This is a genomic window from Streptomyces sp. NPDC001219, assembly GCF_053597915.1.
In genome coordinates this window covers 26,276-48,844 of record NZ_JBSFJF010000008.1, presented here as the reverse complement: position 1 = coordinate 48,844, position 22,569 = coordinate 26,276, and the positions used below count along the sequence as shown (strand labels likewise).

The window sequence follows — 22,569 nt, the reverse complement described above, 5'->3', positions numbered from 1 at the left end:
CAGCGGCTACCGGGCCGGGGTGGCTCCGGGTACCGGTTTGACCGGAACGTACTTCTGGGTGTCGAAATCGATGAGCACCGGCTGCGACTCGGAAGCCACGCTGACGCGGACCCGGTACATGGTGCCGTCCGGGCCGACCCAGTAACGCACGTTGCCCGCCGTACCGGGGCGGTCAGGGGAGGACGGCCCGGTCATGACGTCCACCTGATGCCCGTCCACCTGGTCTCGTCCCCACCAGGCGGCGCCGTTCTGCGGCAGCAGTTGGGCGTTGTCCGGCCGGTCGCTGCCGAGCCTGAGCGCGATGGTCAGCGAACTGTCCAGCGCGCTACCGGACGACAGCAGCGGACGGCTGTACCAGGCCGAGCGGGGCGGCGACGCGGGTGCGTGCGCCGGGGCGTTCGCCATCGGGTGGACGGACACCGAGGTGGCCGTCCACCCGATCAGACCGTCGCCGGCTGTGTCGCGCCCGGTGCCGTGCACCACGCCGTAGCCGCGCTTGCCTTGGTAGTCGACGGACCCGGTGACGATCAGCCCGCCGGCGGTCCCCGGCACGGTGATCGTCACCGCGCGGCCATGCGCCTGGTAGTTACGGAACCGCGTGATCGCCAGCCGGTTCACCTCATCCGACGTCAGTGCGCGCGGACCGCTGGGACCGGAGCCGCCGTCGGCGACCAGGAACGCGGCCACCGCGACGGCCGCCACGCCGATGACGGCTACCGCCCGGCGTGGCCGCAGCCATCGGCGCCGGTCAGCCGCACGGCCCGGTAGAGCTTGCTGGAGTCTCCCGCTCTGTACACGGCTCGACGCTGACACTCTTCTGATCCACCCTCTCGATCACCGCACTGCTCGGCCGCCGTGCGGGCCGCGGCGGCACTCGGCAGCCCAGTGACAGACGACGCCAAGGCCGGCCCTCGTGGACCGGCCGGGACGTGACCTGCCTGCCCGCGTCATCCGGACCGCGGGCAGGCAGATCACTGTGTTCGGTTCGTTCAGTGTTTCTGGGCGCGGCGCTTCCGGCTCCTGATCACGATGACCAGGCCCGCACCCACCAGCAGACCGACCAGGGCGATCATCTGTGGCAGTCCGGACATACCGGTGTGTGCCATCGAACCCCTGCCCCCACCGGCCGGGGCCGGGCGGTGGCCAGGCGGCCCGGGTGGCGGCGGTGTGGCGGCCGGTGGCGAACTCGGCGTCGAGGTCGAAGTCGGGGCCGGAGTCGACGTCGAAGTCGGCGTCTCAGTGGGCGTCGGAGTCGGCGTCGAAGTAGGTGTCGGAGTAGGTGTCGGAGTAGGTGTCGGAGTAGGCGTGGCCTTCGGGATGTACACACCGGCGTCGATCGTGTGATCGACGCCGCCCGGCTTGTCCGGCGCCGTGACAGGCGCGTGGCCGTTGCACAACCGCCCGGTGGTCGGCGGCGTCACATTGGAGTCGTGCGCACGGTTGGCACCGGCTCGCGGGAGCGTGAACCGCAGCTCGTCCGCCGAGGGCCGGCCGGGCACCTTGCCGGTGTCCGCGGTGCACACGTCGAACTGCACCGTGTACTTCGCACCTGGTGTGAGTTGGTACTCGGCGCCGACACCACCGAAGTAGTACTCACCGGCGGCATTGGTCCTGGTCGTGGCGACTTGCTTGCCGTCCGCGTCCAGCAGGTTGATCGTCGCCCCCGGCAGCAGTACGTGCCCCGGGTCCTGGACCCCGTTGTGGTCGCCGTCGAACCACACGACGTTGCCGATCTGGATCGGCGCGTTCGCCGCCGCGTACGCGATGTCACCGAGCCCGCCGGCCTTGCCGAACCCGCCTTGTACCCCGCTGACGAACTGGAAGCCGTTGGCCTTCGGGTTGTTGCCCGGGCCCTGACCGGTCGTGATGTCGTGGTACCCGGTCCCTGAGGTCGCGACATCGACGACCGGGTCGAACTCCGTGCTGACGACCCACTGCTGCTGCGGGATATAGGCCACCGACCCCAGCGCGGTCTCCTGGTGCGCGTTGGCGTAGAAGTCGCCCGGGAAGTATTCGACGACCTCGGCGGGCTGGCCGCCATTGTTGGCGGGGGTGGCGTGGTTGGGGCAGCTCCCGGTGCCTTCCCACTCGTACTCACCGGTGGGAGTGGCGCAGACCATGGTGATGTCACCACCCGACATGGCGTTTTCCGCCGTGTCGTTCCCCGGGCGGGGGTCCAGCCCTCCCCAACTGAGCACGTCCATGAACCGGTCGCGGAAACCCAGGATCATCGAGCCGTCCCGGGCGAAGGCGAGGGAAGCCAGCTCAGGCTGCGGATCGATGAAGACGCCACCCGCCTTCCGGTCGTCCCACGTGTCCAGGCCGGTGTTCCACGGGTTCCAGTGGGTGGCCTTGTCGCCGGAACCGAAGACGCTGCCGCGTTTGTCCGTGAGCGGGTGGCTCAGCACCGTGGTGAACCGCTTGCCGTCGTAGGTGGAGACGAAGGCCTTCAGGTCCGCGCGCTGCTGCGTGCTCTCCGCGCTGCACACGCCGCCGACGTACAGCGTGTTGTTGTGAACCTGGAGACCGAACGGCCGCCAGTCGTCGGGGCTCGCGCACCCCGGGTCCGGGATCGGGACCGTCGACTCAGGCGCCGCGGCGGTGGCCCCGGTCGCGTCGAAGCGCACCAGGCTGCGGGTCCGCAGGTTCACCGCGTACAGCGTGGAGCCGTCCTCCGACAGGGCCAGGCCACCGATGCTCTCCTTGCCCGGCGCGTCGGTGAACCCGGGGTCCTTGATCATGTTGGCGGTGTCGTGCCGCGTCACCGCGGCGTCCGGCACCCGCGCGAACAGCTCCGGCGCACCCGAGCCGTTGACCGGCACCGTGTAGATCGCGCCCCCACCCTGCGGCCCGTACGGGGCGTACCGGCGGGCGAACGCGCTCTGGAACAGCCGGCTCCGGTGCGTGTCGTACGCCAACGCGAACGTCGTGCCCACCTGGTCCTGCGTGGCCAGCGTGGCCGGGCACGCCACATCTGCGGGACACGTTCCCCGGGTCTTCGTCCCGAATGCCACCAAGGCCCGGTTGTCGGTCCCGTTGGCGCCGTTGTGGACCGGTACGAAGTACCGCGAGTCCGGGAGCGTGTAGTCGGCCGGGTCCCACACCCCCGTGACCACCGAGGCGTTCTTTCCGTCCGACACGTCCACGAACGACGTGAAGCTGTCGAAGTGGTTGTCCGCCGTCGAGGCAGGCGCCGCCCGCAGGTAGTCGCTGTACGGGGCCGGGATGCTGACGTCGACGCGGTATTGGCCGCCGCTCAACACGGCCGACCGCGACACCACGACCTTTCCGGTGGCATCCGTGACGCCGGTGACCTCGTGCCCAGCGGGGTCGGAGATCTCCACCTTCATGCCCCGCTGTGGGACGTCCATCGTCGTGTTGATCACGCCGGTGCCGAAGAAGTCGCGCAGCACCTGAACCGTCAGCGTGCCGTCGGCGGTCGAAGCGGCGGCCGGACCGGCCGTCGCTCCCACGGCGCCGCCGGCCAGCAAGAGAACGGATAACCCTATGCGCGCGAGCGGCTCCGCAAGCCTCCGGGCCGACCGGCGAGAGTCTCTGCCGACTCGGTTCATGGCATCACACTCCACTCTTTTCTTGTCAGGAATACGAAGCACCCGCTTCTCGCTGCACGTCCACTTCGTGGCCCTGGACGCGGACTCCGGCGCGAACGCCACAGAAAAGAAAGAGGGTCCACGCTGCTGCGTGGACCGCTTTGTGGTGATCGCTTGAGGATATTGCAGGTGCGCTGTAAGCGTCGCAGGCCAGAAAAAGCGAACGCGCGTTCAGAGCCTCGGGCAGGACGAACCTGGATTGCGTGTTCTCGCAACTCAATCACGGCGCCCTCGCCCCCACCGCCGACCCCGACACCTCACCGACCGCCATCGCGAGCAGCGCGCGACATCCTATCCGCTGGAGTCTCGCCGTCACCAGCAGAATGCCTGACATCCGCCGGGAATCGCGAAAGTCCCCAAGTGCCCAGAGAATGACGACCGGAAGAATGTACGAAAGCGACTTGGTGACTGGATGCGGTCCCGTTGGGCATTGCCCGTTCTCAGCGAAGCCAGTCGCTGGGAGCTGATATCAAAAGGGTGGACTGCATTCATGGAGACCGCCGTTCATCTAGCGGTCCGCTCACTCCTGGCCGCTTACCGAGTTGGGTGCGGCTCTCCTGAAGTGACCTGGCATTCCGCACCCCCGGTCTGGGTCCTGCCTCGCCGTAAGTCAGGAAGTCGACATAGGCGCCCATCACCCGCCGCGCCCTGAACGACTACAAAGCCTGCCGGCCGGCCCGCAGTCACGCTGTCAACTCCGCCTCACCGCTGGGGCCTGTCGGACGCATCACCGACAGACTCCTCCTACGCCGGTAAATGCCCCACCTCATCAGAATCCGCAACGCCTACCTGGCCAGCACCTTCGACTGAGTAGCCCGGCCAGGCGCAGGCGCTCCACCGCAAACGCCCCGCGCCGCCGGTGGACCGGAGCGGACGCGATGCGCCTTTGCCCAGCAGAGCAACCCGATGGGACAGAGCACCAGGGCCCGAATCAGCCGACGGCGTCACGGGCCGTGGTCAAGGGGAAATGCGGCGGGTGCGCACCGGGTGGATGCGCGGCATCGTCCCCGTAGAGGCGGTAGGCGGGCATCCGGCCGCGCAGCGTCTTCGGCTCGCTGATGTCCCGGCAGTACGTGGCGAGCGCGGCGTCCACAATCTGCTCGTCCAGGCCCGGCTCGCGGCGGCAGCCGCGCAGGACGAGAGCGAGGTGACGGCGGGGCCTCGCCCAGCACCATGGCGCGGCTGGCGGCGCCGTCCGCGAGGGTCACGAGCTGCTCGGCGAGGACGGCGGGCCGGCGGCAGCCCAGTTCCGCTACCAGGTTGGCCACCAGTCGCACCATCAGCAGTCTAGATGCCGTCGTCACCGTGGCCATGCCCCACGGCCCGTACTCGGCGGGCATGTCCCGCCACGGAACACCGGTCCGGACCCGGAACCGTATGCCGTCGATCAGCCGCCGCCGAGCCCGGACCGGTGGCCGCCACGTCTTGGCGCCTTCAGGCAACAGCGGCTCCAGTACCGCCCATTGCTCGTCCGTGAGATCTCCGCGACCCATGAACCGTGATCATCCACAGCCTCAGCTTAATTTTCGATACACGGCCTGGTCCGCAGTGTGTCGCGATCGGGATTGGGCAGCCACCAGTTGGTGCTCGGGGGGCGGTGCCAGCGGTGGGTCCGGGCGTAGGTGTGGATGAGTTCCAGGGCGCGGTTGAGGGCGGGGTGCGTGGTGGTGGTGTTCCAGACGGCGTGCCAGGGGTAGAGCGGGACGGGGTCGGTCAGGGGCCGGGCGGTGAGGCCGTCGGGGAGGTGCGCGGAGGTGCGGCCGAAGGCCGGGTGGCGCAGGGCTTGGACTGCGGCCAGAGCGGAGGTGCGGCCGTGACCGCGTACGCGTGTCGCCACCTTCAGGCCGAAGGCAGCGACGGCTTGGTCGGCCCAGTCGTGCCACTCGGCGGACTCGTCCGCTGAGTGGATCAGGAGCGGGTGATCGGCGAGGGCGGCGAGGGGGACCTCGTCCCGGTCGGCGAGGGGGTGGTCGGCGGGGATGACGACGCCGATCGGGTCCAGGCCCACGGGCATGGTGGCGAGGGCGGCTCCGAGGGGGCCGCCGAGGCCGTAGGGGCGGCCGAAGGCGACGTCGAGGTCGCCGGTGAGGAGGCGGGGCAGTGCTGCGGCCATGCCGTGGCTCTGGAGCACCTCGAACGGCAGGTCGGGGGCCTGGGTGCGCAGGTGATGGACGAGGAGCGTGGAGGGAAGGCCCTCGGCGACGACGTCGATGCGCAGGGGTGAGCAGGTGTGGGTGATCTCGTTGACCAGGCGCTCGGCGTCGACGAGGAGGCGTCGGCCGCGTTCGGCGAAGGTCTCGCCGGCGGGGGTGAGGGCGACGTGGCGGCGGTCGCGGGTGAACAGCGGGACGCCGAGTCGCTTCTCCAGGGTTCTGATCTGGGCGGAGAGGGTCTGCTGGGCGATGGTGAGCCGGTCCGCGGCCCGGCCGAAGTGGAGTTCGTCGGCGAGGGTGACGGCGTAGCGCACCTGGCGCAGGTCGAGGTCCACAAGTCCTCACCGTAACAGTCTGAGGCTGTCACGTGTCCGATGAACGGTGTTGGACCGGCGGCACGCTGTGGTTGTTGACTCGTGGAGTGAAAGGCGCCAGAGGGGCGCAAACCGAAGGAGTTGTCCGGCCTTTGATCGCTGCATCAAAGGCTGGTGACGTGGCGATCCAGGGGTCGCGACTACCTACAGTCCCGCGAGATGCGGTGGGTGGTCGTGCTGCTCGCCGCCGCGCCTGGCACGGGTGTGGCAGCGCGGGGCCTGTCTCCAGCCCGACCGCCACACCACGCCTACCTCTAACTCACCCACCAGATGGGGCGCTTGGCGTGTGCCGGCGCCCAAGGAGAAGTCACTGTATGTTCGCGAAGCACGTTCAGGGTCGGATCTCCCGCCAGGCCCATGCCCGGGTGCCGGAGGGCACTTTTGAGGAGCACCACGGCCGTCAGGGGTTCGAGGGTGATGTCTCTCAGCTCTACCACGCCCACCCGACCACGGACTGGCTGCGGGTGGAGGGCCCGATCCGGCCACGGGGCATCCGGCTCACCGACGTTCCCGCCGCCGACGAGCACGAAGAACGCGCCCTGCCGACGCCGCTGATGTTCAACGAGGACCTCACGGTCTCGGTGTCGAAGCGGACGGCGCCGATGCCGTACTACTTCCGCAACACCGACGGCGACACCGCGTTGCTGGTCCAGTCGGGCAGTGGCGCCCTCGTCACCGACTACGGCACCCTCGCGTACGGGCCGCTGGAGTACCTGGTGATCCCCAAGGGCACCAACTACCGGATCGTCCCTGACCCCGGCGCCGAGCAGCACGTCACCTACGTGGTGGAGACGCGGGAGCCGATCACGCTCCCCGAGCGGGGGCCGCTGGGGCACTTCCTGCCCTTCGACCGCGGCGTCCTCGACGTCCCCAGGCTCGACGCCGGCATCACCGCCCCCTCCGCGCAGAACCCGGCCGGCGAGTGGGAGGTGCTCGTCAAGCGCGCGGGCGAACTCTCGTCGATCTTTTACGCCTTCGACCCTGCCGACGTGGAAGGCTGGACCGGCACCCTGGCCCCCTTCCGGCTGCGCCTGGCAGACCTCCGCCCGCTCTCCTGCGAACGCCTCGAAATGCCGCCGGTGGCACACGCCACCTTCCAGGCCGGGCAGAACTGGTTCGTCACCATGGCCCCCCGGCCGACCCAGACCGCGGACGACGCGGACAAGGCGCAGCCGGCCCATCGCAACGTCGACTACGACGAGTTGTTCGTCTTCCTCGGCACCGGCGACGGCGACCAGGCCGGTCCGCCGGCGGGGCTGGCGAGTGTCACACCGGCCGGCATGAACCACGGCCCCGACCAGGTCCGCCACGCCAACCCGCGCACCCGGCTGCCGTTCTACGTCTGGAACGTCGACACCGTCCGCCCCCTGCGCTACACGGAAGCCTTCGAAGCCGTCGAGATACCCGACTTCGCCCGCCACGAGAGCTACCGCGGCTGACCCCAGCCGCCCTGGCCTGCATCCCGCCCACCCGGCGCGGGATGCAGGCACTACCGAGTTCTGGAGCACGCACCACCCGTCGTGAGCCGTGTCCTGAGCGGAGGCCACTTGCCGTTCCGGGATGGGTGCACGGTACGAGGACGGCATCCAGCACTTCGACGGACTAGACGATCCCGCCGCGCTGAGCAACGGCCTGATGCGCACTTGGCCGCGGTACCGGTGCCCGCACAAACGGCCGGCCTCAGTCACTAGCGGTCGGCGTCCGAAGGGCATGGCCTTTCGTCGCTCATGTCAGCAACAGGTGAGCGCCATCCGTCAGTGCCAATTGCCAGGTCACTGAGCCAGCTCCACTGACACTCAGATGACGATGCCCAACTGTCACTCCCCCACGGACCACCACGCGGGCAGCAGCGCCGAGCGCGCCGCCGCCGGGGCGCGGTGGACAGAGTGACCGAGCTGGTGGCCGCGCTGGCCGATCACCGCCGGGCGATGTGGCTGCGGGAGACGAGGAGACTTGGCCGGCGATCCGGCCGGGCGGGACACCGCCCGGCCGATCCCGGGCCTCCGTCCTGTGCTGCGGCCCCGGCGCGCGGCACTGCCCGGGCCGGTCGTCGGCTCCCTCGCCGAGGCCGCGGTCGTGGCCGACGGGCGACCGGCGTGCAGCTCCTACGACGCCCCCCGGCTGGAGGCCAGCGGGCGAAGGCTCGAACCGCCGGAAGGCAGTGTCCTGGCCCTGACACCGATGGCCTCATCGAAGACCGCGCCCGTGACGCAGACGCCGGAATCGCCCAGCTGCGCGACGTCCCCGACCAGGCCCCGGCGTCGCTGGAGGACACCTGCGACCTGCTGCTGGCCACACTGCTGCCCAGTCGCCCCTCCGACGTCGCGCTCACTCCATGCGCAGTAAAGGCCGGGGCAAGGCCGCTGCTGACGGTTGGCGAGTGGAGCGCCGACGCCCCGCCACAGGCGTTGCGAGGAATCGGCGCGCGTGACGATCCACTGCCTCCCAACCGGCTCCTGCCTGCGGAGCCACCCGTCCGTCGACTGCCGGCCCAGCCGCGATGGCCCGCTGACAACGGCCTCGCGACGCTCCTTGGAGCCGCCGTCTGGCACCGGTCGGCTCTGAACGATCTGGGTCACGATGGCGCGGAGGGCCTTGGCCGCTCGCAGAAGCATTGCGGGCTCCGGTGACGGTGACTCGCCGCTGGGACGGGTGCCAGTCCCGGCCCGCCTCGCCGTCGAGCTTCCGCCCCGCGCGGCGCACGGCGGGTGGGCGCGCGTTGCGCCCGGTCGCCGCGTAGCGATGACGCTACGGGTCGGAAACGTCACTCTGCCCCCTCCCTCGGCCCGAAGGTCAGACCGGAGGATGACGGCCGGGGTGCGGGTGAGCCAAATGGCTGACCCGGGTTTGAGCCCCGCGAACGAAGACCGGGCTGACCTGGCGCTTCAACAATGAACGTTGCACCTTCCACCTCGTTCCCCTGGAGTCTCAATCATGGAGTCAGGCCGCTTGCGCGATGGGCAGCTCGGGGGTGAAGACCCGGTTGTCGCGCAGGAGGGCCCACAGGACGCCGGCTCGTCGGCGGGCCGGGGCAATCACAGCCTGGACGTGTTCGGAGCCCTCGCCACGCTTCTTGAGGCAGCAGTCCCGGTTCGGCCGTTCTCGGATGATGCCGGCCTGTGCGGACATGTAGAACACCCGTCGCAGGCAGCGGCTGTAGCGCGTGGGCGGGTGGTGACTGCCATTGCGGCGGCCGGAGTCACGTGGGACGGGCGCCGACCCCGCCGCGGAGGCCGGCCCGAGCTTGCCCCTCGGTGCCGTGCTCCAGCCGCTCCACGTGAGCCCTGGAGGCGGCTCGCCTCACTGCGTCAGGAACTCGGGAGGCGCGCGGGCCCATCCCGCCGACGGACCCAACTTGCCACCCCTATCGAAACTCGATAGCTTTCTATCGTTATTCGATAGAGGAGGCGACGTTGGGAAAGCTGACAGTGCTCGCGCTTCGCGCCGTGATGGTGGCACTGCACGCCGGGGCGGTGTTCGCCCAGGCGGCGATGGTGGCGATGCTGACAGGCGCTATGGAGGAGAGCGTCCTTGCGGACCGCCGCACTCCGGTCCTCGTGATCACGGTCCTGGGCGTCGTGACGGCCCAGGTCGTCCTGGTCTGCGTGTGGCGGCTGGTGACGATGGTGCAACGCGGAACCGTGTTCTCCCACGCCGCATTCCGCTACGTCCATCTCGTGATCGGCGCGTTCGTGGCGGCCTCACTCCTGATGCTCGCGCTCGGGGCGGTCCTGGCTCCTGGCGAGGTCGTGCCCCCGGGCGTTGTGGCCCTGCTGGGTGGGGTCAGCCTGGCGATCTTCGGGAACGCACTCATCGTGCTCGTGCTGCGGATGCTGCTCACACAAGCCGTCGCACGCGACGTCGAGGCGTCGCAACTGGGGGCCGAGTTGGCCGAGGTGATCTGATGCCGATCGCCGTCGACATCGACGTAATGCTGGCCAAGCGGAAGATGTCCGTGGGCGATCTGGCGGACCGCGTGGGGATCACACCCGCCAACCTGGCGGTGCTCAAGAACGGCCGCGCCAGGGCGGTGCGCTTCACCACGCTCGCCGCGCTGTGCGAGGTGCTTGAGTGCCAGCCCGGAGACCTGCTGCGCTGGGCGCCCGGTGCCCCCAAGGACAGGGGCAGGGCCGCGCACGAATTCGGAGCATCCGTCCCAGCCGGCTCCCCGCCGCGGTGACCACAGTCGCGGTAGCCGACGGCCTGCACATGATCACCAGGTACGACGCCCTCGACCACCCCTGCTGCGCGACCCGCTCCGCCTGGTCTTCAGCAAGCTCCCGAGTGACGACCTGACGACGACGCCCGCACACCTCATCGCGGCACGGGCCCGGCCGTACTGCCCGCCGCCGGACGGCGCCTGCCGCGCGCCGCGCACACCGATGACGGAACTCCACAAGGAACAGAGCAGACATGACGACAGCACGCCTCTCTTACCGCCTCGAGGGCACAGAGAGTGCCGACGTACTGGTGGTCGGGGCCGGCCTGGCCGGACTCAACACCGCCATACTCCTCGCCCGGCAAGGCCACGACGTGCTCCTGGTCGAACGCCGAACGAACCTTGCCGGCGCGATCCGCACCACAGGAATCTTCGTACGGAAGACACTCGACGACTTCCCGCTGCCTCCCGACTGCCTCGGACCACCGATCCGACGCGTGGTCCTCTACCCCCCTGACCTGCGCCGCCCGGTCAGCCTCACCAGCCCCCGCGACGAATACCGGGTGGGCGACATGGGGCCACTCTACGAAGCGACGGCCGCCACCGCGGTCGACGCCGGCGTACGCATCGCACTGGGCACGCGCTACGCCGGCCGACAGGGCAACACCTTCCACCTAGTCGGTCGCGACGGACCGACCACGGTACGGGCCCGCTTCATCGTCGGCGCCGACGGGGCCCGCTCAAGAGTCGCCCGCGACCTCGCTCTCGACCGCAACCACCACCTGATCGTCGGCGCCGAAGAGGTCTTCGAACTCCCCGGAAGCGACCAACCACCGACATTCCACTGCGTACTCGACCCCTCACTCGCCCCCGGCTACCTGGCCTGGGTAATCAACGACGGGCAACACGCCCACGTCGGCGTCGCAGGCTACGCCGACCGCTATCCAGACGGTCTTCGCCGTGCGATGGAGCAGTTCAGCGCCTCAGCCCCCGGACTGACCGGCATCGAACGTCCCGAAACGGTGGAGCGGCGCGCCGGCCCCATACCCGTCGGCGGCCTGCTGCGCCGGATCAGCTGCGCCGACGGGCTTCTCGTGGGGGATGCAGCAGGCGCGGTCTCCCCCCTCACTGCCGGCGGCCTGGACCCGTGCCTACGGCAGTCGCAGCTCGCGGCCGAGGTCCTCGACGAGGCACTGCGCACCGGAAATCCGGACACGATGTCCCACTACGACGGAGCCGCGCTCCGCCCCCACTTCCGCGGACGACTCATGCTGCGCGGGATATTGGCCCGCGTACGGACGCCTGCCACAGCAGCGGCGGGATTCACCCTGCTACGCACACCGTTCGGCCGGGCCGCGGCAAGCCGAGTCCTCTTCGGCGACAGATCCTTCCCCGACCCCACACCCAACTGAACTCACTGACCGAGAGGCCACATCATGCCCACATTCCCCATACCAGCAGCCAGGAAGCTCATCACCACGATGGCGGGGCTGGCTGTCGCCTGCGGACTCCTGTCGGCTTGCGGTGCCGAGAGTTCCGACGTGACGTACAAAGCCTGGACCGAAGGAGGCAACCTGCAATCCGTCAGGCACGACTACACCGATGGCCTCAACGGCGCGGTAAGCGTGCCGGCCAAGGTGAGCGGAGCCACCTGGAGCACCCAGGAGAACGGCGGTCACGCTCCACGCCTCAAGGTCGTACCTACCGGCAAAGGCGTGGCGCACTGCCTCCTGATGGAAGGCAACGACCGCGTTCTGGACCAAAAGAAGGGAGCAGCAGGCCGGCCGGTGACATGCTCCGCCCAGCGGTAGCACACGCCCCCCGCCACTTTCCCACCGTGCACACATAGTCCGTTCAGATCCATTCCGACCGTCATGAGCAACCGTGAAGGCGAGCGGCTTCAGCCATCACCGGCTGCCCGATGTGTGCCGCCGTGGCGGGACTGCTGTCGGCCGTCACCGCGGGCACCTTCGTGCGGTTCCCGGTGCCCGGGATGCGCCGACGGACGCCGCCGGCGTTGTCGTTCATCCTGATCGGCCTCTTCCTGTGGGTGGCAGAGAACCTCGCCGCCTACGTGGGCGCCTGGCACTACCAGGTAGTCGACCGCACTCGTCTGACCTCGTAGTCATTTGCTTCGCCCAAGCGCAGAGGGCCTGATTCATCGTGCTCCCCCTGACGCGGTGCGAAGTTCTCCACTACCCAAGTGGCGATCTGGGTGCGTGAGTCGAAGCCGAGTACGGCGAGCAGGCGATAGACGTGGCCTTTGGCTTCGTCATGGAGAGGCTCCCGGGAACGAGACGGAAGATGCGACTCATTCTTGAGGCGCCGGATCGGGCTGGTCTTCGTCCGGTAGGCCCATAACCGGACCAGCCGCTGGTGGCACCCGCATCCCGGCCGTCATCCTCAGGTCTGACCTTCGGTCTGAAGAGGTGGGTCAGGGTGAAGTCTCCGACCCCTGGCATCATCGCTTCGCGGCGACCTGGGGCGAGGGGTACGGGCTCTCGGAGACCTCCCCCGCGTTGTGCCGCCCAGCTCCATCGGCAAGCGCGAGTGGAGGTGAACCAGAAGCCGGCCCGCCGCCCCTGCCCCGGGGCGGCGGTTGCGCGGTGCCCGGGCGTCGTCGGGGTGACTGAGCGCTTCAGCCGACGAGCTTCGCCGTCTGAAGCGCTCGGCGCGGGGCGTGTCCGTTACCGTCTTGGCCCTGCGATGGCGTAGACCACGGTGCCGCTCGCGAACAGGGCCCACGCGGTCCCGGTGGACGCCGTCGTGGCGGGGGAAGAGATCATCCACATGACCACGTCTCCCGCGGTGCCGCCCGGACGCGGTCCGAAGAGGGTGAACGCGAGCCAGCCGGTCGGCAGGGTCCATGCGAACTGTGCCCCGCACAGCGCCGCCCCGAGCGCGGCCAGGCCGACCAGGCCCGCGCTGTCCCGGACGACGACCTCGGCGGGGGCGAGCTGCGCTCCCGCCGCCTGGACCGTCAGCAGCGCCGCACCGGCGCACGCGCCGGCCAGCAGCACGTGCGCCGCCCGGCGGGGCATCCACCGGATCGCGGCCGTCCTCTCCAGCACGACGTCCCACCCACCGAGCCCGACGGAAGCGGCCGCCACGTTCGCGGTGAGGAGCAGGACCGCCATCGCCTGATCCGCCGGTCCTGGGCCGTGGAGGGCCCACACCGCCAGCGCGACGAGCGCGACCGCGGCGGCCGAGGCGGGCACCTGCCGTGAACGGGCGTACAGGATCAGCCACCTCACCGCGTCGCCTTCCCCGCCAGCACCGCGAGCTGGTCGTCCGCCGCGCAGGAGAGGCCGGCGGTGTGCAGTGCGGCGATCCGCGTGCGCTGCTCGGCCGGTGACAGCGCCGTCAGCCGCTGCCAGGCGACGTCGGCGTCCGGCCAGATCGTCCGCAAGTACGGGTCGCTGCCCCTCTCCGCCAGCGGTCGGAGCCGGGAATCGTGCAGGGCCCAGCTCACGGCGACGCTCTGGACAGGGACGTTGCCTCGCCCCCCGCCCTCCCGGTCGTTGTTCCCGTAGCAGCTGGGTGCCAGACCCTGGGCGATCAGCGCGCGGGTCAGTTTCTCACCTGTCGCATCGGCGAGCAGCCGGTCGTCGAAGTCGACCAACACCACGTCGCCGGAGGGTTCGCGTTTGTCGGCGATCGCGCGCAGCCTGGCGTCCTCCCGCACCGCGTTCGGCGCCTTGTCGCCCAGGACCTCGTGCAACACGCGCAGCGCCTCCTTGCCGCGCCGTGCGAGCTCGGGCAGGCGTGAGCGGTTCGCCTGCGTCACGCACACCGGTCCGTCGCAGACCGGGGCGGCGGCGGCCTTGTCGACGACGTAGGTGTGGCGTGCGGCGGACGGGAGGACCAGCAGGGCCAGGGCCGCACCGGCCAGGACGGGGATCACCGCGAGCAGCCGGGCCCGGCGGGTCACGGCCGACAGCAGTGCGAAGCCGGTGGCGAGCAGGCCGAGCAGCCAGAGCGTCTGACCGAGGTGCACGGAGCCGGACAGGGTCAGCAGCATCTCCCGCGGCTCCGCGGTCACCGGGAGCAGCTGGGCGAGCCGGTTCGGCGCGATGCTCGACGGCAGGGTCTCGTCACTGTTCTGCTGGAGAAGGGCCGTCAGCATGAGGAAGAACAAGACCAGGCCCGGCGGGGTGAGCACGGAGGGCAGGGCTCGCGCGACGCCCATGCCGAACACGGCACCCGCGACGAGGGCCAGCGCCGCCACGAGTGAGATCGGCAGCCAGTCGAGCGGCGTGTAGGTGGTCCGGCCGAGGGCCACCTGGACCCCGCCCACGAGGACCAGGAGGCCGAAGCCCGACGCCAGCGCGAGCGCCATCGCACCGGCCGGCAGCGCCGCACGGCGCCAGGCCGGCCGCGGCACGGTCGTCAGCAGTTCGGCCATCCGCGAGCGGGGTTCGCGCAGCCCGTACACCGCTCCCGTGCCCACCGCGAGCGGCCACAAGAAGGTCAGCAGGGACCGGGTCCACAGGGCCATGGAGGTCCACTGGGCCGTCCACCCCGCGGTGCCCCTCCACCAGAGCCCGTCGTACAGACAGAAGATCGCCAGGCTGCCGCCCAGGACGACGATGCCGGGCCACGGGGCGACGGAGCGCTTCAGCTCGATGCGCAGAACACGTCCGGTCACCAGGCGCCTCCCCGCTGCCCGGAGTTGCGGAGCAGCGCCGAGTAGCCGCGCTCCAGCGGGCTGTCGCCCGGGAAATCGGTGCTGCCCGCCGCGGCCAGGTCCTCCGGCGTGCCCTGGAAGACGAGGCGGCCGTCGGCGAAGAGCACCACGTCGGAGCAGGCGGCCGCGACGTCCTCTACAAGGTGGGTGGAGACGACCACACAGGTGTCGCGGCCCAGTTCCTGGAGCAGCTCGCGAAAGCGCAGTCGCTGCGCCGGGTCCAGGCCGGCCGTCGGCTCGTCCAGCAGCAGCACCGAGGGGTCGTTGACGATGGCCTGGGCGATGCCGGCCCGCCGCACCATGCCGCCGGACAGGGTCTTCATCCGATGGTCGGCGCGGTCCGCCAGGCCCACCCGTTCCACGGCCCGCTGGACGGCCGCGGGGACGTCCGCCTTCGGGACCTCCTTCAACCAGGCCATGTACTCGACGAACTCGCGCACCGTGAAGCGCTTGAAGTAGCCGAAGTCCTGCGGCAGGTAGCCGATCCGGCGACGCAGGGGCCGGTGGTCGACCATCCTGCCCAGGGAGGTGCCGAGCAGCTCCAGCTCGCCCTCGGTAGGGCGCAGCACGGTGGCCAGCGTCCGGATCAGGGTGGTCTTCCCCGCGCCGTTGGGCCCCAGGAGGCCGTGGGTGCCGATGCCCAGGGAGAGGTCGAGCCCGTCGACGGCCATCTTCTTCCGTCCGACGCGTACTCTCAGGCCACTGGCCCGGATCTGCCAGGCGTAGGTTTTCGGCGCGGTGTCGGCCGCGCTCGTGGTGGGCGTCATGCGGTAGTCCCTTGCGAGGGTCGACGATGGTTTCACAGCGTTGCGTACGCGTTTCTGCGGGCGATCACGGCGCCGATGCCGAGCGCCAGGAACAGCCCCCACGCGGGCAGTTGGTCCGGCTGTAGGACACGCTCCAGGTCCACGGGGCCGTGGTCGGTGGCCCACGCGAGTACCACGACGACGCCCCAGGCGCCCACCAGCCCGCTGGCGGCGCGGGTCACGCCGACCACGCTGCCCAGCGCCAGGGCGGTGGAGGTGAAGGCCAGGGAGGGCAGCAGCCACTGCGCGGCCGACATCGTTCCGGTCAGCCATCCCTCCACCACGAGCGCGGGCAGGACCACCACGAGAACCGCCGTGGTGCGCCGGAGGAGCAGGGGCAGGCCGGCTCGGGCGGTCGAGGCCGTCAGTTCGTGCGCCGGGTCCAGGCCGCGCGACCACGATGCGGCGACACCGCACAGCGGCAGCACGGGTGCTATCGCCAGCACGGGAGAGACGCCGCCGAGGAAAATGGGCCGCGCGACTGCGTCCAGCAGCAGCGCCATCAGGGTGACGAGGACGGTCATGGCCATCCATGGGGCCATGACCGGCGTCAGCCAGGCAGCGACCCACCTCGGGCGGTGTCGCCGCGAGGGCGCCCTGACGGCCGCGTCCAACTGCGGTTCCAGACCGGCCCGGACGGTGTCGACGAGCGCGGCGATGCCGGGCGCCTCGGTGGCCACACAGGCCGCCAGGTGGCTCCGGCACAACGCGCAGGTCTCCAGATGGGCCTCCAACGCCCATACCGTGTCCGCGGCCATCGTCGCGTCACCACGTGCGTAGTCGTCGATCAACTGCCTCGACGCGTGTTCCCCGCTCATGTCAGCGCCTCCCGCATCGCGATCCGGGCCCGGCGGGCGCGGGTCTTGACCGTGCCTTCGGGCAGTCTGAGCAGGACGGCGGTCTCCCGTATGGAGAGGCCGTCGAGCACCGTGGCCCGTAGCACTTCTCGGAGTTCCGGCGCCAGCCGCCCCAGGGCGTCGCCGACGTCGCCGCCCACGGTCCCGGCGAGTGCCTCTTCCTCCGCCGCGGGCACCACCGCCCGCTCGGCGGCGGCGACCGGCGGTTCGGCGTGGTGGGCACGGCGCCGGAACGCGTCGACGAGGCGACGCGCCGCTATCGTCCACAGCCACCCGACGGCCGTCCCGCCGACCGCGCTCCCGGCGAACGCCCCGGCCGCGCGCCACACCGCCAGATAGGTCTCCTGCATGACCTCGGCGACGATCTGCTCGTCCGCGCAGCGGCGGCGCAACCGCACCGCCAGCCACGGCGACGTGCGCCGGTACAACTCGTCGAACGCCCCGCGGTCACCTCTGGCCACCAGCCGGACAAGGCGTTCCTCGTCCAGTTCGTCCAGTGCTCTCCTGCGTGATCTCACACCAGCCAGACGCCCGGTGCGGCGCGCAGGTTCTGGATCTGCTGTGAACTGAGTCACAGTTCTCGCGGGCCAAGGGGTACGACCTGGTTCGTCGCGGGGAGTTCCCGTGCCGTGTGCTGCACATCGGCCGTAGTGCATGTGTCGTCACCGTGCCCCTTCTCCGCGTACTCGAAAGCGGAGAGCCGGAGTACAGCTGTGCCCATACCGGACCTTGCGCGTCGTCGTGACCCACCACGCACGAACCCCCGCCGGAGCAAGCGACACTGTTGGCGGATCTGGCCGGCTGCGTTCCACTCCTCGCCCGCCGAGTCCTACTCGGCGGGCCGGAGGGCTGCCAGGTGAGACGTGCGAGTGCGGACTCGTGGGACGTCTGCCCACCAGGCTGTGAGGCGGTGGGAGTTCATCGCGGTGGCTGCGAATTGGTGTTGCAAGAAGCACCACCGACCGGGCCCACAGGGCGCGGTGCGGATTTCAAGGGAGGGCCGCCCCATGGCGGCGATGGCACGTCAGCCCTTGATGGAGAAGAAGATCGTGTCCTGGGTGTCACAGTCGAGGTTCTTCGTGGCGAACTCCCACTCGGCGTGCTCGAATTCCAGCTTCTCGATGAGGTGTTGGGTGTCGTAGGTGAACCCGTCGTCCTGGTAGCACTCAAGGAGAACTCACCCCCCTCCGGCGGCGGTGTGCAGGCACAGCAGGCGGTCGACCAGTTCGTCGGTGTAGGCGGGAGTGAGCGGACCCGTGCCGAACAGGATGCGGATGTACATCGGGGACAGGATGAGATCGAGCACCTGGAGGACGTCCGGCGGGTGTTCGCCTCGGTCCCGGGCCCGGTCGAGCATGGCCTGTAGCTGGCGGGTGCGTTCGGCGAGAAACGCGTCGCGGGCCTCCAGGCCCGACTGCCCGGAGTTGGACAGGGAGAGAGCCAGGCGCAGTATCGCCATCCCGTCCGGCCCGGCGACGTCGCGGGCCGCGGTGGCCGCATAGGTGCGCAGATCGCCCTCCAGGCTGCCGGTGTCGGGGGCGGGGGAGGTCGTGGTGAGCCGGGTGATGGCCACGTCCGCGAGGAGGGCTTCCAGGTTTCCCCAACGGCGGTAGATGCTCGTGTCGGCCACGCCCGCGCGGGCGGCGACGTCGCCGACGGTGAAGTTCCCGTATCCGCGGTCGCCGGCCAGGTCGGCGACCGCCTGATGCACTGCCGCGCGGACGCGAGCCGCCCGGCCACCGGGCCGGCGGGCCGGCTCTCGTTGCCTCTCCATGATCCCCACCTTAACGCAGTCGAGACTTGCGTTTGCTGTTTCCGCGACCCTACAGTCCCACTAAACGCAGCCAACAACTGCTTTAGGAGTGTCGATGGAGCCCCTGTTCTTCCCGCACGACCCTTCGTTCTGGTTCGAGACGCTGCGGTCCTTCGGGCACATCGCCTACGGCGGCGCCGACTTCGGGGAGGTCGTGGTGACCACTCAGCGGATCACCGCCGGCGACTACGACAGCTGGCACGACGAGTGGCTCGCCACCGCCGACCGGGTGGCCGACGAGGGACGTACGGCCCTGGCCGGCGGGCACCGCGTCAGCGCCCGGGACGCCTTCCTACGGGCGTCGAACTACTACCGAAGCGCCGAGTTCTTCCTGCACGGCGACGCCACGGACCCGCGCATCCTGCACGCATACGACGCGTCGGTGAGGTGTTTCCGCCAGGCCGCCGCGCTGTTCACCCCGGTCATCGAGCCGGTGGAGATCCCCTACGAGGACACCGTGCTGCCGGGGTACCTGTACCGCGCCGACGACTCGGGCGCCGCCCGGCCGACCGTGGTCATGTTCAACGGGTTCGACGGCACGGCCGAGGAAATGCACTTCGGCGGCGCCGCCGCGGCAGTCGAGCGCGGCTACAACGTCCTGTCCTTCGACGGCCCCGGCCAGCCGGGCACCCGCCACCACCACGGTCTGGTGTTCCGTCCCGACTGGGAGAACGCGGTCGGCCCCGTCCTCGACTACGCCCTCACCCGCCCCGAAGTCGACCCCGCCCGGGTCGCCCTGCTGGGCAACAGCATGGGCGGCCTGCTCGCGCCACGCGCCGCGGCCTTCGAGCACCGCCTCGCCGCCGTCATCGCCCTCGACGGCGTCTACGACCTGGGCGACATGGCCACCGGCTTCCTGTCTCTCGACCGCGCCGAGGCCGAACGGCGGCTGTGCGCCGACCGCGACCCCGAGCTCGACGCCGCCGTGGAGGCGGCCATGGCCGCCAGCCCCAAGATTCGCTGGCTCGTCGACCAGGGCATGTACGTCATGGGGGCCGACACCCCGCGCGGGCTCTTCGCCACCTTCCTCGACTATCACCTGCGCGACGGCATCGCCCAGAAGATCACCTGCCCCACCCTGGTCTGCTCGGCCCCGGACGACGTGTTCTTCGAAGGCCAGCCCGAACTGCTCCACGAGCACCTGACCTGCCCCAAGACGCTGTTGGAGTTCAGCGCCGCACTGGGCGCGGACGCGCACTGTCAGGCGGGCGCCCAACGTCTGGCCTTCGCCCGCGTGTACGACTGGCTGGACGACGTCATGACCGACCAGCAGACGAAGAACCCCCTGCGGGTGGCTCGCCGAGGAGCGCGGCTCCCTGCCAGTTCCTTGCCGGAGCGCTCTGACCTGCGCTAACGCCCTCCGGACCGATACCGCTTTCCTCAGAACTTCGCAGGGGCGAGATGGTGCGTCCCGTCCGCTGACGTCGTCGACACCCAGGCGATGGGCCGCGGAACGACCACCGCGGTCAGCGGCCTGTAGAACTCGCTGCGGGACATTGCGGCATACGCCCCCAAGCGCCCTGGCGCCTACCTGTGCATCCCCTTCAACCGCTTTGACCTCGAAGCCGGTCTCGACCGCCAGTTTGAAGACGCAGAAGACACCAGGGCGCGCCTGCGCTGGGGGCCACTTCGTCGGCCTCGGCGCGGTGCCGCCCGACCAACTCGGCCGGAACTATAGTTGTCGAGACGGGTATCGGTAACTACAGTTGTCACATGGCCTCGATTGAGATCACCCCCGAAGAGCGGGCCGAGCTGGGCAAGGCCCTGACTGATGCCCTCAACCCACTCGCAGCGGCCATTCGCTCCCGCCAGTCAGGGCTGTCCACGGCCCGCATGTGGGAGGCGGACCCGGTTGATGTGACCCTGTCCGTCCTCGCCGCCTGGAAGGTGGTGGATACGGAGGTCAAGCAGCTGACGGCGCGCGCGGCAGCGACAGCCGGCTCCTACGGCGCGAACTACGAGCAGATGGGTGCGGTCTGGGGCATCACCCGCCAGGGCGCGCGCAAAAAGTGGCCCGACGCAGTTCCCCGTCCCTCAGCCGCGGCAGGGAAGACGGGCACGGCGCTCGAACTCTTCGGCGGCACAGCCGAACTGGTGCAGGACCCGTCGTCCGGCGGCTGGGCCTGGGCGGGCGAAGGCGCGGACGAAACGCGCGGCGCCGCCGAGGACGGCACCTGGTACGCGACGAAGGAAGAGGCCGCCGCTCGTGCCGGAGCCTTCCTGCGGGAGCATGCCGTCGGCCTCTCGTAGTACTCCAGTGCGGCTTCGCCCGGCTCGTTACCGGGCCCGGGGGATACGTGGTGAAGGCCACCGGCGGCGCCATAGCCGTGTTCCTGCGGACCTGCCCGCCCACTCCGCGCCGTGCCGACGACCTCACTCCCCCATCAACGGCGATACGGCTCCCGGCGGGCACGGCCCAAGTACTCCTCGCCGCTGGCGGGGTGGTGACATGCTGTGCCATTTGGTGGGACGCTCGAATGCCGACTTGCAGCGCATGATCGACCAGATGGTGGGATTCGATGGCATCGTGCGGGCCTCGACGGCGATCACGTTGGAGAATCCGGTGCCGCTCCGGATCACTCCACTGGTGCGCCAGGCGTCGCGGCAGGCGCCGTATGGACCGCTTGACCGCTGGAGGACCGGCCTTGAGAGAGGGACCGAGAAGTGACCTTCTGGGAGTACCTGGGCCCCCGCTACCAGCAACTGCTGGGGGGCGCCTTCACCATGGCGCTGATCACGGACTGGCTGGGGACGCTCGCCGAGTTGCCGTTACGCCCGCGCGGACTGGAGGTGGACTGATGCGCCTGGCCCAGGTACGGACGGCCGTCGCGGGCGCGGGCGCCCTGCTGCTCGCCGCCGCAGCGCTGAGCGGCTGCGGACTGACCAGCGGCAGCCCGCTGGCCGACTCGGTGCAGCCCGGCTCCATCGGAAAGGGGCGGCCGCTGGCTGGCGCCCAACTGACCGTGACCTCAAAGGAGTTCACCGAGCAGATCATCCTGGGCCAGATCATGGGGCTGGTCTTCAAAGCGGCCGGCGCACAAGTCCTGGACCGGACGAACATCCAGGGCTCGATCGGTGCCCGCGAGGCGGTCAAGTCCGGTGCGGCGGACGGCATGTACGAGTACACCGGCACGGCCTGGATCACCTACCTCGGTCACACCAAGCGGGTCGTCGACCAGCACGAGCAGTGGGAGGCCGTACGCGAGGCGGACCGCCGCAACGGCATCACCTGGTTGCCCGCCGCCCCGCTCAACAACACCTACGCGCTGGTCGCGAACCAGGCGAATGCGCAGAAGTACCGGCTGCGCACACTCTCCGACGTGGCACGTCTGACGAAGAAGGACCCGGGCGCGGCGACGATCTGCGGCGGAAGCGAGTTCTCGGTGCGCGAGGACGGACTGCCGGGCGTGGCGAAGACGTACGGATTCGCCCTCCGGCGCGGGAACTTCAAGAAGATGGACGACGGCGTCGTCTACACCCAGGTCGCCGAGGGCACGGCCTGCGCCCTCGGCGTGGCGGCCACCACCGACGGCCGCATTCCCGAACTCAAGCTGAAGGTGCTGGAGGACGACCGGCACTTCTTCCCCAACTACAACGCGTCACCCGAGATGAACAGCGCCACCATGAGGAAGTACCCCGCCATCGCCGACCTCCTCGCCCCGATCACCAAGCGGCTGACGGGGGCGGAGGCCCAGCGACTGAACGCGCGGGTGGACGTGGACGGGGAGGACCCGCACGAGGTGGCGAAGGACTGGCTGGTGCGGGAGGGCTTCATCCGGGAAGGCTGACAGGCGGGTTCGCACGAGCGTCCGACGGCGGCCAGGAGGAGAGCGCCTTGCCGCTCGCGTAGACGCTGCCGTCCGCAGGTCGGGGCACCATGATCCCGACGACGCGCGTCCGGTACTGGCCGAGGGGCTCCTGGCCGACTGATCCACCCGCATCATCTACCGCCAGGAGCCCGATCAGCTCACTGCTGTCGCTTCACTGCTCGGCGGCCTGACCGGAGTGGAAACCAGGGCGGTGTCTGCCCTGACCAAGGGCCTGAGCCTGGGCCTGGGCCTGGGCCTGTGGAAGGTCGCGGGCCACAGCTTCGTCACACGGCACATCTT

General features: G+C 70.1%; 19 protein-coding genes and 6 pseudogenes. 12 read left to right on the top strand and 13 right to left on the bottom strand.

Going from position 1 to position 22,569, the window contains the following annotated elements; translation table 11 throughout:
* Positions 1–6 precede the first annotated feature (6 nt).
* The 5 genes and pseudogenes from ACWC9R_RS07140 to ACWC9R_RS07120 all read right to left on the bottom strand — a co-directional run bounded on the left by ACWC9R_RS07140 (position 7) and on the right by ACWC9R_RS07120 (position 6,099).
* Positions 7–702 (bottom strand): hypothetical protein, encoded by a 696-nt coding sequence (locus ACWC9R_RS07140; protein WP_450729365.1) that lies wholly within the window; start codon positions 700–702, stop codon positions 7–9.
* A gap of 287 nt (positions 703–989) precedes the next feature.
* Positions 990–3,491: an SdrD B-like domain-containing protein gene (locus ACWC9R_RS07135; RefSeq protein ID WP_450729364.1), complete on the bottom strand. Its 2,502-nt coding sequence runs from the start codon at positions 3,489–3,491 to the stop codon at positions 990–992.
* A 1,051-nt stretch (positions 3,492–4,542) separates the two neighbouring features.
* Positions 4,543–4,704 (bottom strand): hypothetical protein, encoded by a 162-nt coding sequence (locus ACWC9R_RS07130; protein WP_450729487.1) that lies wholly within the window; start codon positions 4,702–4,704, stop codon positions 4,543–4,545.
* A gap of 220 nt (positions 4,705–4,924) precedes the next feature.
* Positions 4,925–5,104, bottom strand: a pseudogene (locus tag ACWC9R_RS07125) (transposase); the annotation flags it as partial.
* A gap of 26 nt (positions 5,105–5,130) precedes the next feature.
* Positions 5,131–6,099, bottom strand: a complete 969-nt coding sequence (locus ACWC9R_RS07120) for a LysR family transcriptional regulator (RefSeq protein ID WP_450729363.1) — start codon at positions 6,097–6,099, stop codon at positions 5,131–5,133.
* A gap of 353 nt (positions 6,100–6,452) precedes the next feature.
* Between ACWC9R_RS07120 and ACWC9R_RS07115 the strand changes: the two genes are divergently transcribed.
* Positions 6,453–7,577, top strand: a complete 1,125-nt coding sequence (locus ACWC9R_RS07115) for a homogentisate 1,2-dioxygenase (protein WP_450729362.1) — start codon at positions 6,453–6,455, stop codon at positions 7,575–7,577.
* Between the two features lie 1,501 nt (positions 7,578–9,078).
* On the opposite strand, the pseudogene ACWC9R_RS07110 reads toward ACWC9R_RS07115, so the two are convergent.
* Positions 9,079–9,372 (bottom strand): annotated as a pseudogene (locus ACWC9R_RS07110) (transposase); the annotation flags it as partial.
* Positions 9,373–9,551: 179 nt separating this feature from the next.
* Between ACWC9R_RS07110 and ACWC9R_RS07105 the strand changes: the two are divergent.
* The 5 genes from ACWC9R_RS07105 to ACWC9R_RS07085 all read left to right on the top strand — a co-directional run bounded on the left by ACWC9R_RS07105 (position 9,552) and on the right by ACWC9R_RS07085 (position 12,422).
* Positions 9,552–10,043 carry a DUF2975 domain-containing protein gene (locus ACWC9R_RS07105; protein WP_450729361.1) on the top strand — a complete coding sequence of 164 codons (492 nt, stop codon included), beginning with the start codon at positions 9,552–9,554 and terminating at the stop codon, positions 10,041–10,043.
* A complete protein-coding gene (locus ACWC9R_RS07100) occupies positions 10,043–10,318 on the top strand; it encodes a helix-turn-helix domain-containing protein (RefSeq protein ID WP_450729360.1) in 276 nt (91 codons plus the stop codon). The genes ACWC9R_RS07105 and ACWC9R_RS07100 overlap by 1 nt, the downstream gene beginning before the upstream one ends.
* Positions 10,319–10,551: 233 nt before the next feature.
* A complete protein-coding gene (locus tag ACWC9R_RS07095; protein ID WP_450729359.1) occupies positions 10,552–11,709 on the top strand; it encodes an FAD-dependent oxidoreductase in 1,158 nt (385 codons plus the stop codon).
* 129 nt (positions 11,710–11,838) lie between these two features.
* On the top strand, positions 11,839–12,108 hold the full coding sequence (locus tag ACWC9R_RS07090) for a hypothetical protein (RefSeq protein ID WP_450729358.1): 270 nt from the start codon (positions 11,839–11,841) through the stop codon (positions 12,106–12,108).
* Between the two features lie 122 nt (positions 12,109–12,230).
* Entirely contained in the window at positions 12,231–12,422 is a 192-nt protein-coding gene (locus ACWC9R_RS07085) for a DUF817 family protein (protein WP_450729357.1), read from the top strand.
* A 562-nt stretch (positions 12,423–12,984) separates the two neighbouring features.
* Here ACWC9R_RS07085 and ACWC9R_RS07080 read toward each other — a convergent pair.
* From ACWC9R_RS07080 to ACWC9R_RS07055, 6 genes are all read right to left on the bottom strand, one after another.
* The gene (locus tag ACWC9R_RS07080; RefSeq protein ID WP_450729356.1) at positions 12,985–13,551 is read right to left on the bottom strand and encodes a hypothetical protein; all 567 of its coding nucleotides are present in this window, start codon (positions 13,549–13,551) and stop codon (positions 12,985–12,987) included.
* Positions 13,548–14,945: a hypothetical protein gene (locus ACWC9R_RS07075; protein WP_450729355.1), complete on the bottom strand. Its 1,398-nt coding sequence runs from the start codon at positions 14,943–14,945 to the stop codon at positions 13,548–13,550. Before ACWC9R_RS07075 ends, ACWC9R_RS07080 begins: the two co-directional genes overlap by 4 nt.
* Positions 14,942–15,751, bottom strand: a complete 810-nt coding sequence (locus tag ACWC9R_RS07070; protein WP_450729354.1) for an ABC transporter ATP-binding protein — start codon at positions 15,749–15,751, stop codon at positions 14,942–14,944. Before ACWC9R_RS07070 ends, ACWC9R_RS07075 begins: the two co-directional genes overlap by 4 nt.
* Before the next feature lie 32 nt (positions 15,752–15,783).
* Positions 15,784–16,608 (bottom strand): zf-HC2 domain-containing protein, encoded by an 825-nt coding sequence (locus tag ACWC9R_RS07065; protein ID WP_450729353.1) that lies wholly within the window; start codon positions 16,606–16,608, stop codon positions 15,784–15,786.
* On the bottom strand, positions 16,605–17,165 hold the full coding sequence (locus ACWC9R_RS07060; protein WP_359449282.1) for an RNA polymerase sigma factor: 561 nt from the start codon (positions 17,163–17,165) through the stop codon (positions 16,605–16,607). The genes ACWC9R_RS07065 and ACWC9R_RS07060 overlap by 4 nt, the downstream gene beginning before the upstream one ends.
* Positions 17,166–17,824: 659 nt before the next feature.
* A complete protein-coding gene (locus ACWC9R_RS07055) occupies positions 17,825–18,421 on the bottom strand; it encodes a TetR/AcrR family transcriptional regulator (RefSeq protein WP_450729352.1) in 597 nt (198 codons plus the stop codon).
* A gap of 94 nt (positions 18,422–18,515) precedes the next feature.
* Between ACWC9R_RS07055 and ACWC9R_RS07050 the strand changes: the two genes are divergently transcribed.
* Positions 18,516–19,814 (top strand): alpha/beta hydrolase family protein, encoded by a 1,299-nt coding sequence (locus ACWC9R_RS07050; protein ID WP_450729351.1) that lies wholly within the window; start codon positions 18,516–18,518, stop codon positions 19,812–19,814.
* A gap of 29 nt (positions 19,815–19,843) precedes the next feature.
* On the opposite strand, the pseudogene ACWC9R_RS07045 reads toward ACWC9R_RS07050, so the two are convergent.
* Positions 19,844–19,957, bottom strand: a pseudogene (locus ACWC9R_RS07045) (flavin reductase family protein); the annotation flags it as partial.
* Between the two features lie 216 nt (positions 19,958–20,173).
* On the opposite strand from ACWC9R_RS07045, the gene ACWC9R_RS07040 reads away from it, so the two are divergent.
* From ACWC9R_RS07040 to ACWC9R_RS07020, 5 genes and pseudogenes are all read left to right on the top strand, one after another.
* The gene (locus ACWC9R_RS07040) at positions 20,174–20,710 is read left to right on the top strand and encodes a hypothetical protein (protein ID WP_450729350.1); all 537 of its coding nucleotides are present in this window, start codon (positions 20,174–20,176) and stop codon (positions 20,708–20,710) included.
* 193 nt (positions 20,711–20,903) lie between these two features.
* Positions 20,904–21,128, top strand: a pseudogene (locus ACWC9R_RS07035) (Lrp/AsnC family transcriptional regulator); the annotation flags it as partial.
* 35 nt (positions 21,129–21,163) lie between these two features.
* Positions 21,164–21,259, top strand: a pseudogene (locus tag ACWC9R_RS07030) (ABC transporter permease); the annotation flags it as partial.
* Entirely contained in the window at positions 21,259–22,248 is a 990-nt protein-coding gene (locus ACWC9R_RS07025; protein WP_450729349.1) for a glycine betaine ABC transporter substrate-binding protein, read from the top strand. The pseudogene ACWC9R_RS07030 and the gene ACWC9R_RS07025, both read left to right, overlap by 1 nt.
* A 112-nt stretch (positions 22,249–22,360) precedes the next feature.
* A pseudogene (locus ACWC9R_RS07020) lies at positions 22,361–22,567 on the top strand (hypothetical protein); the annotation flags it as partial.
* Between the last annotated feature and the right edge of the window lie 2 nt (positions 22,568–22,569).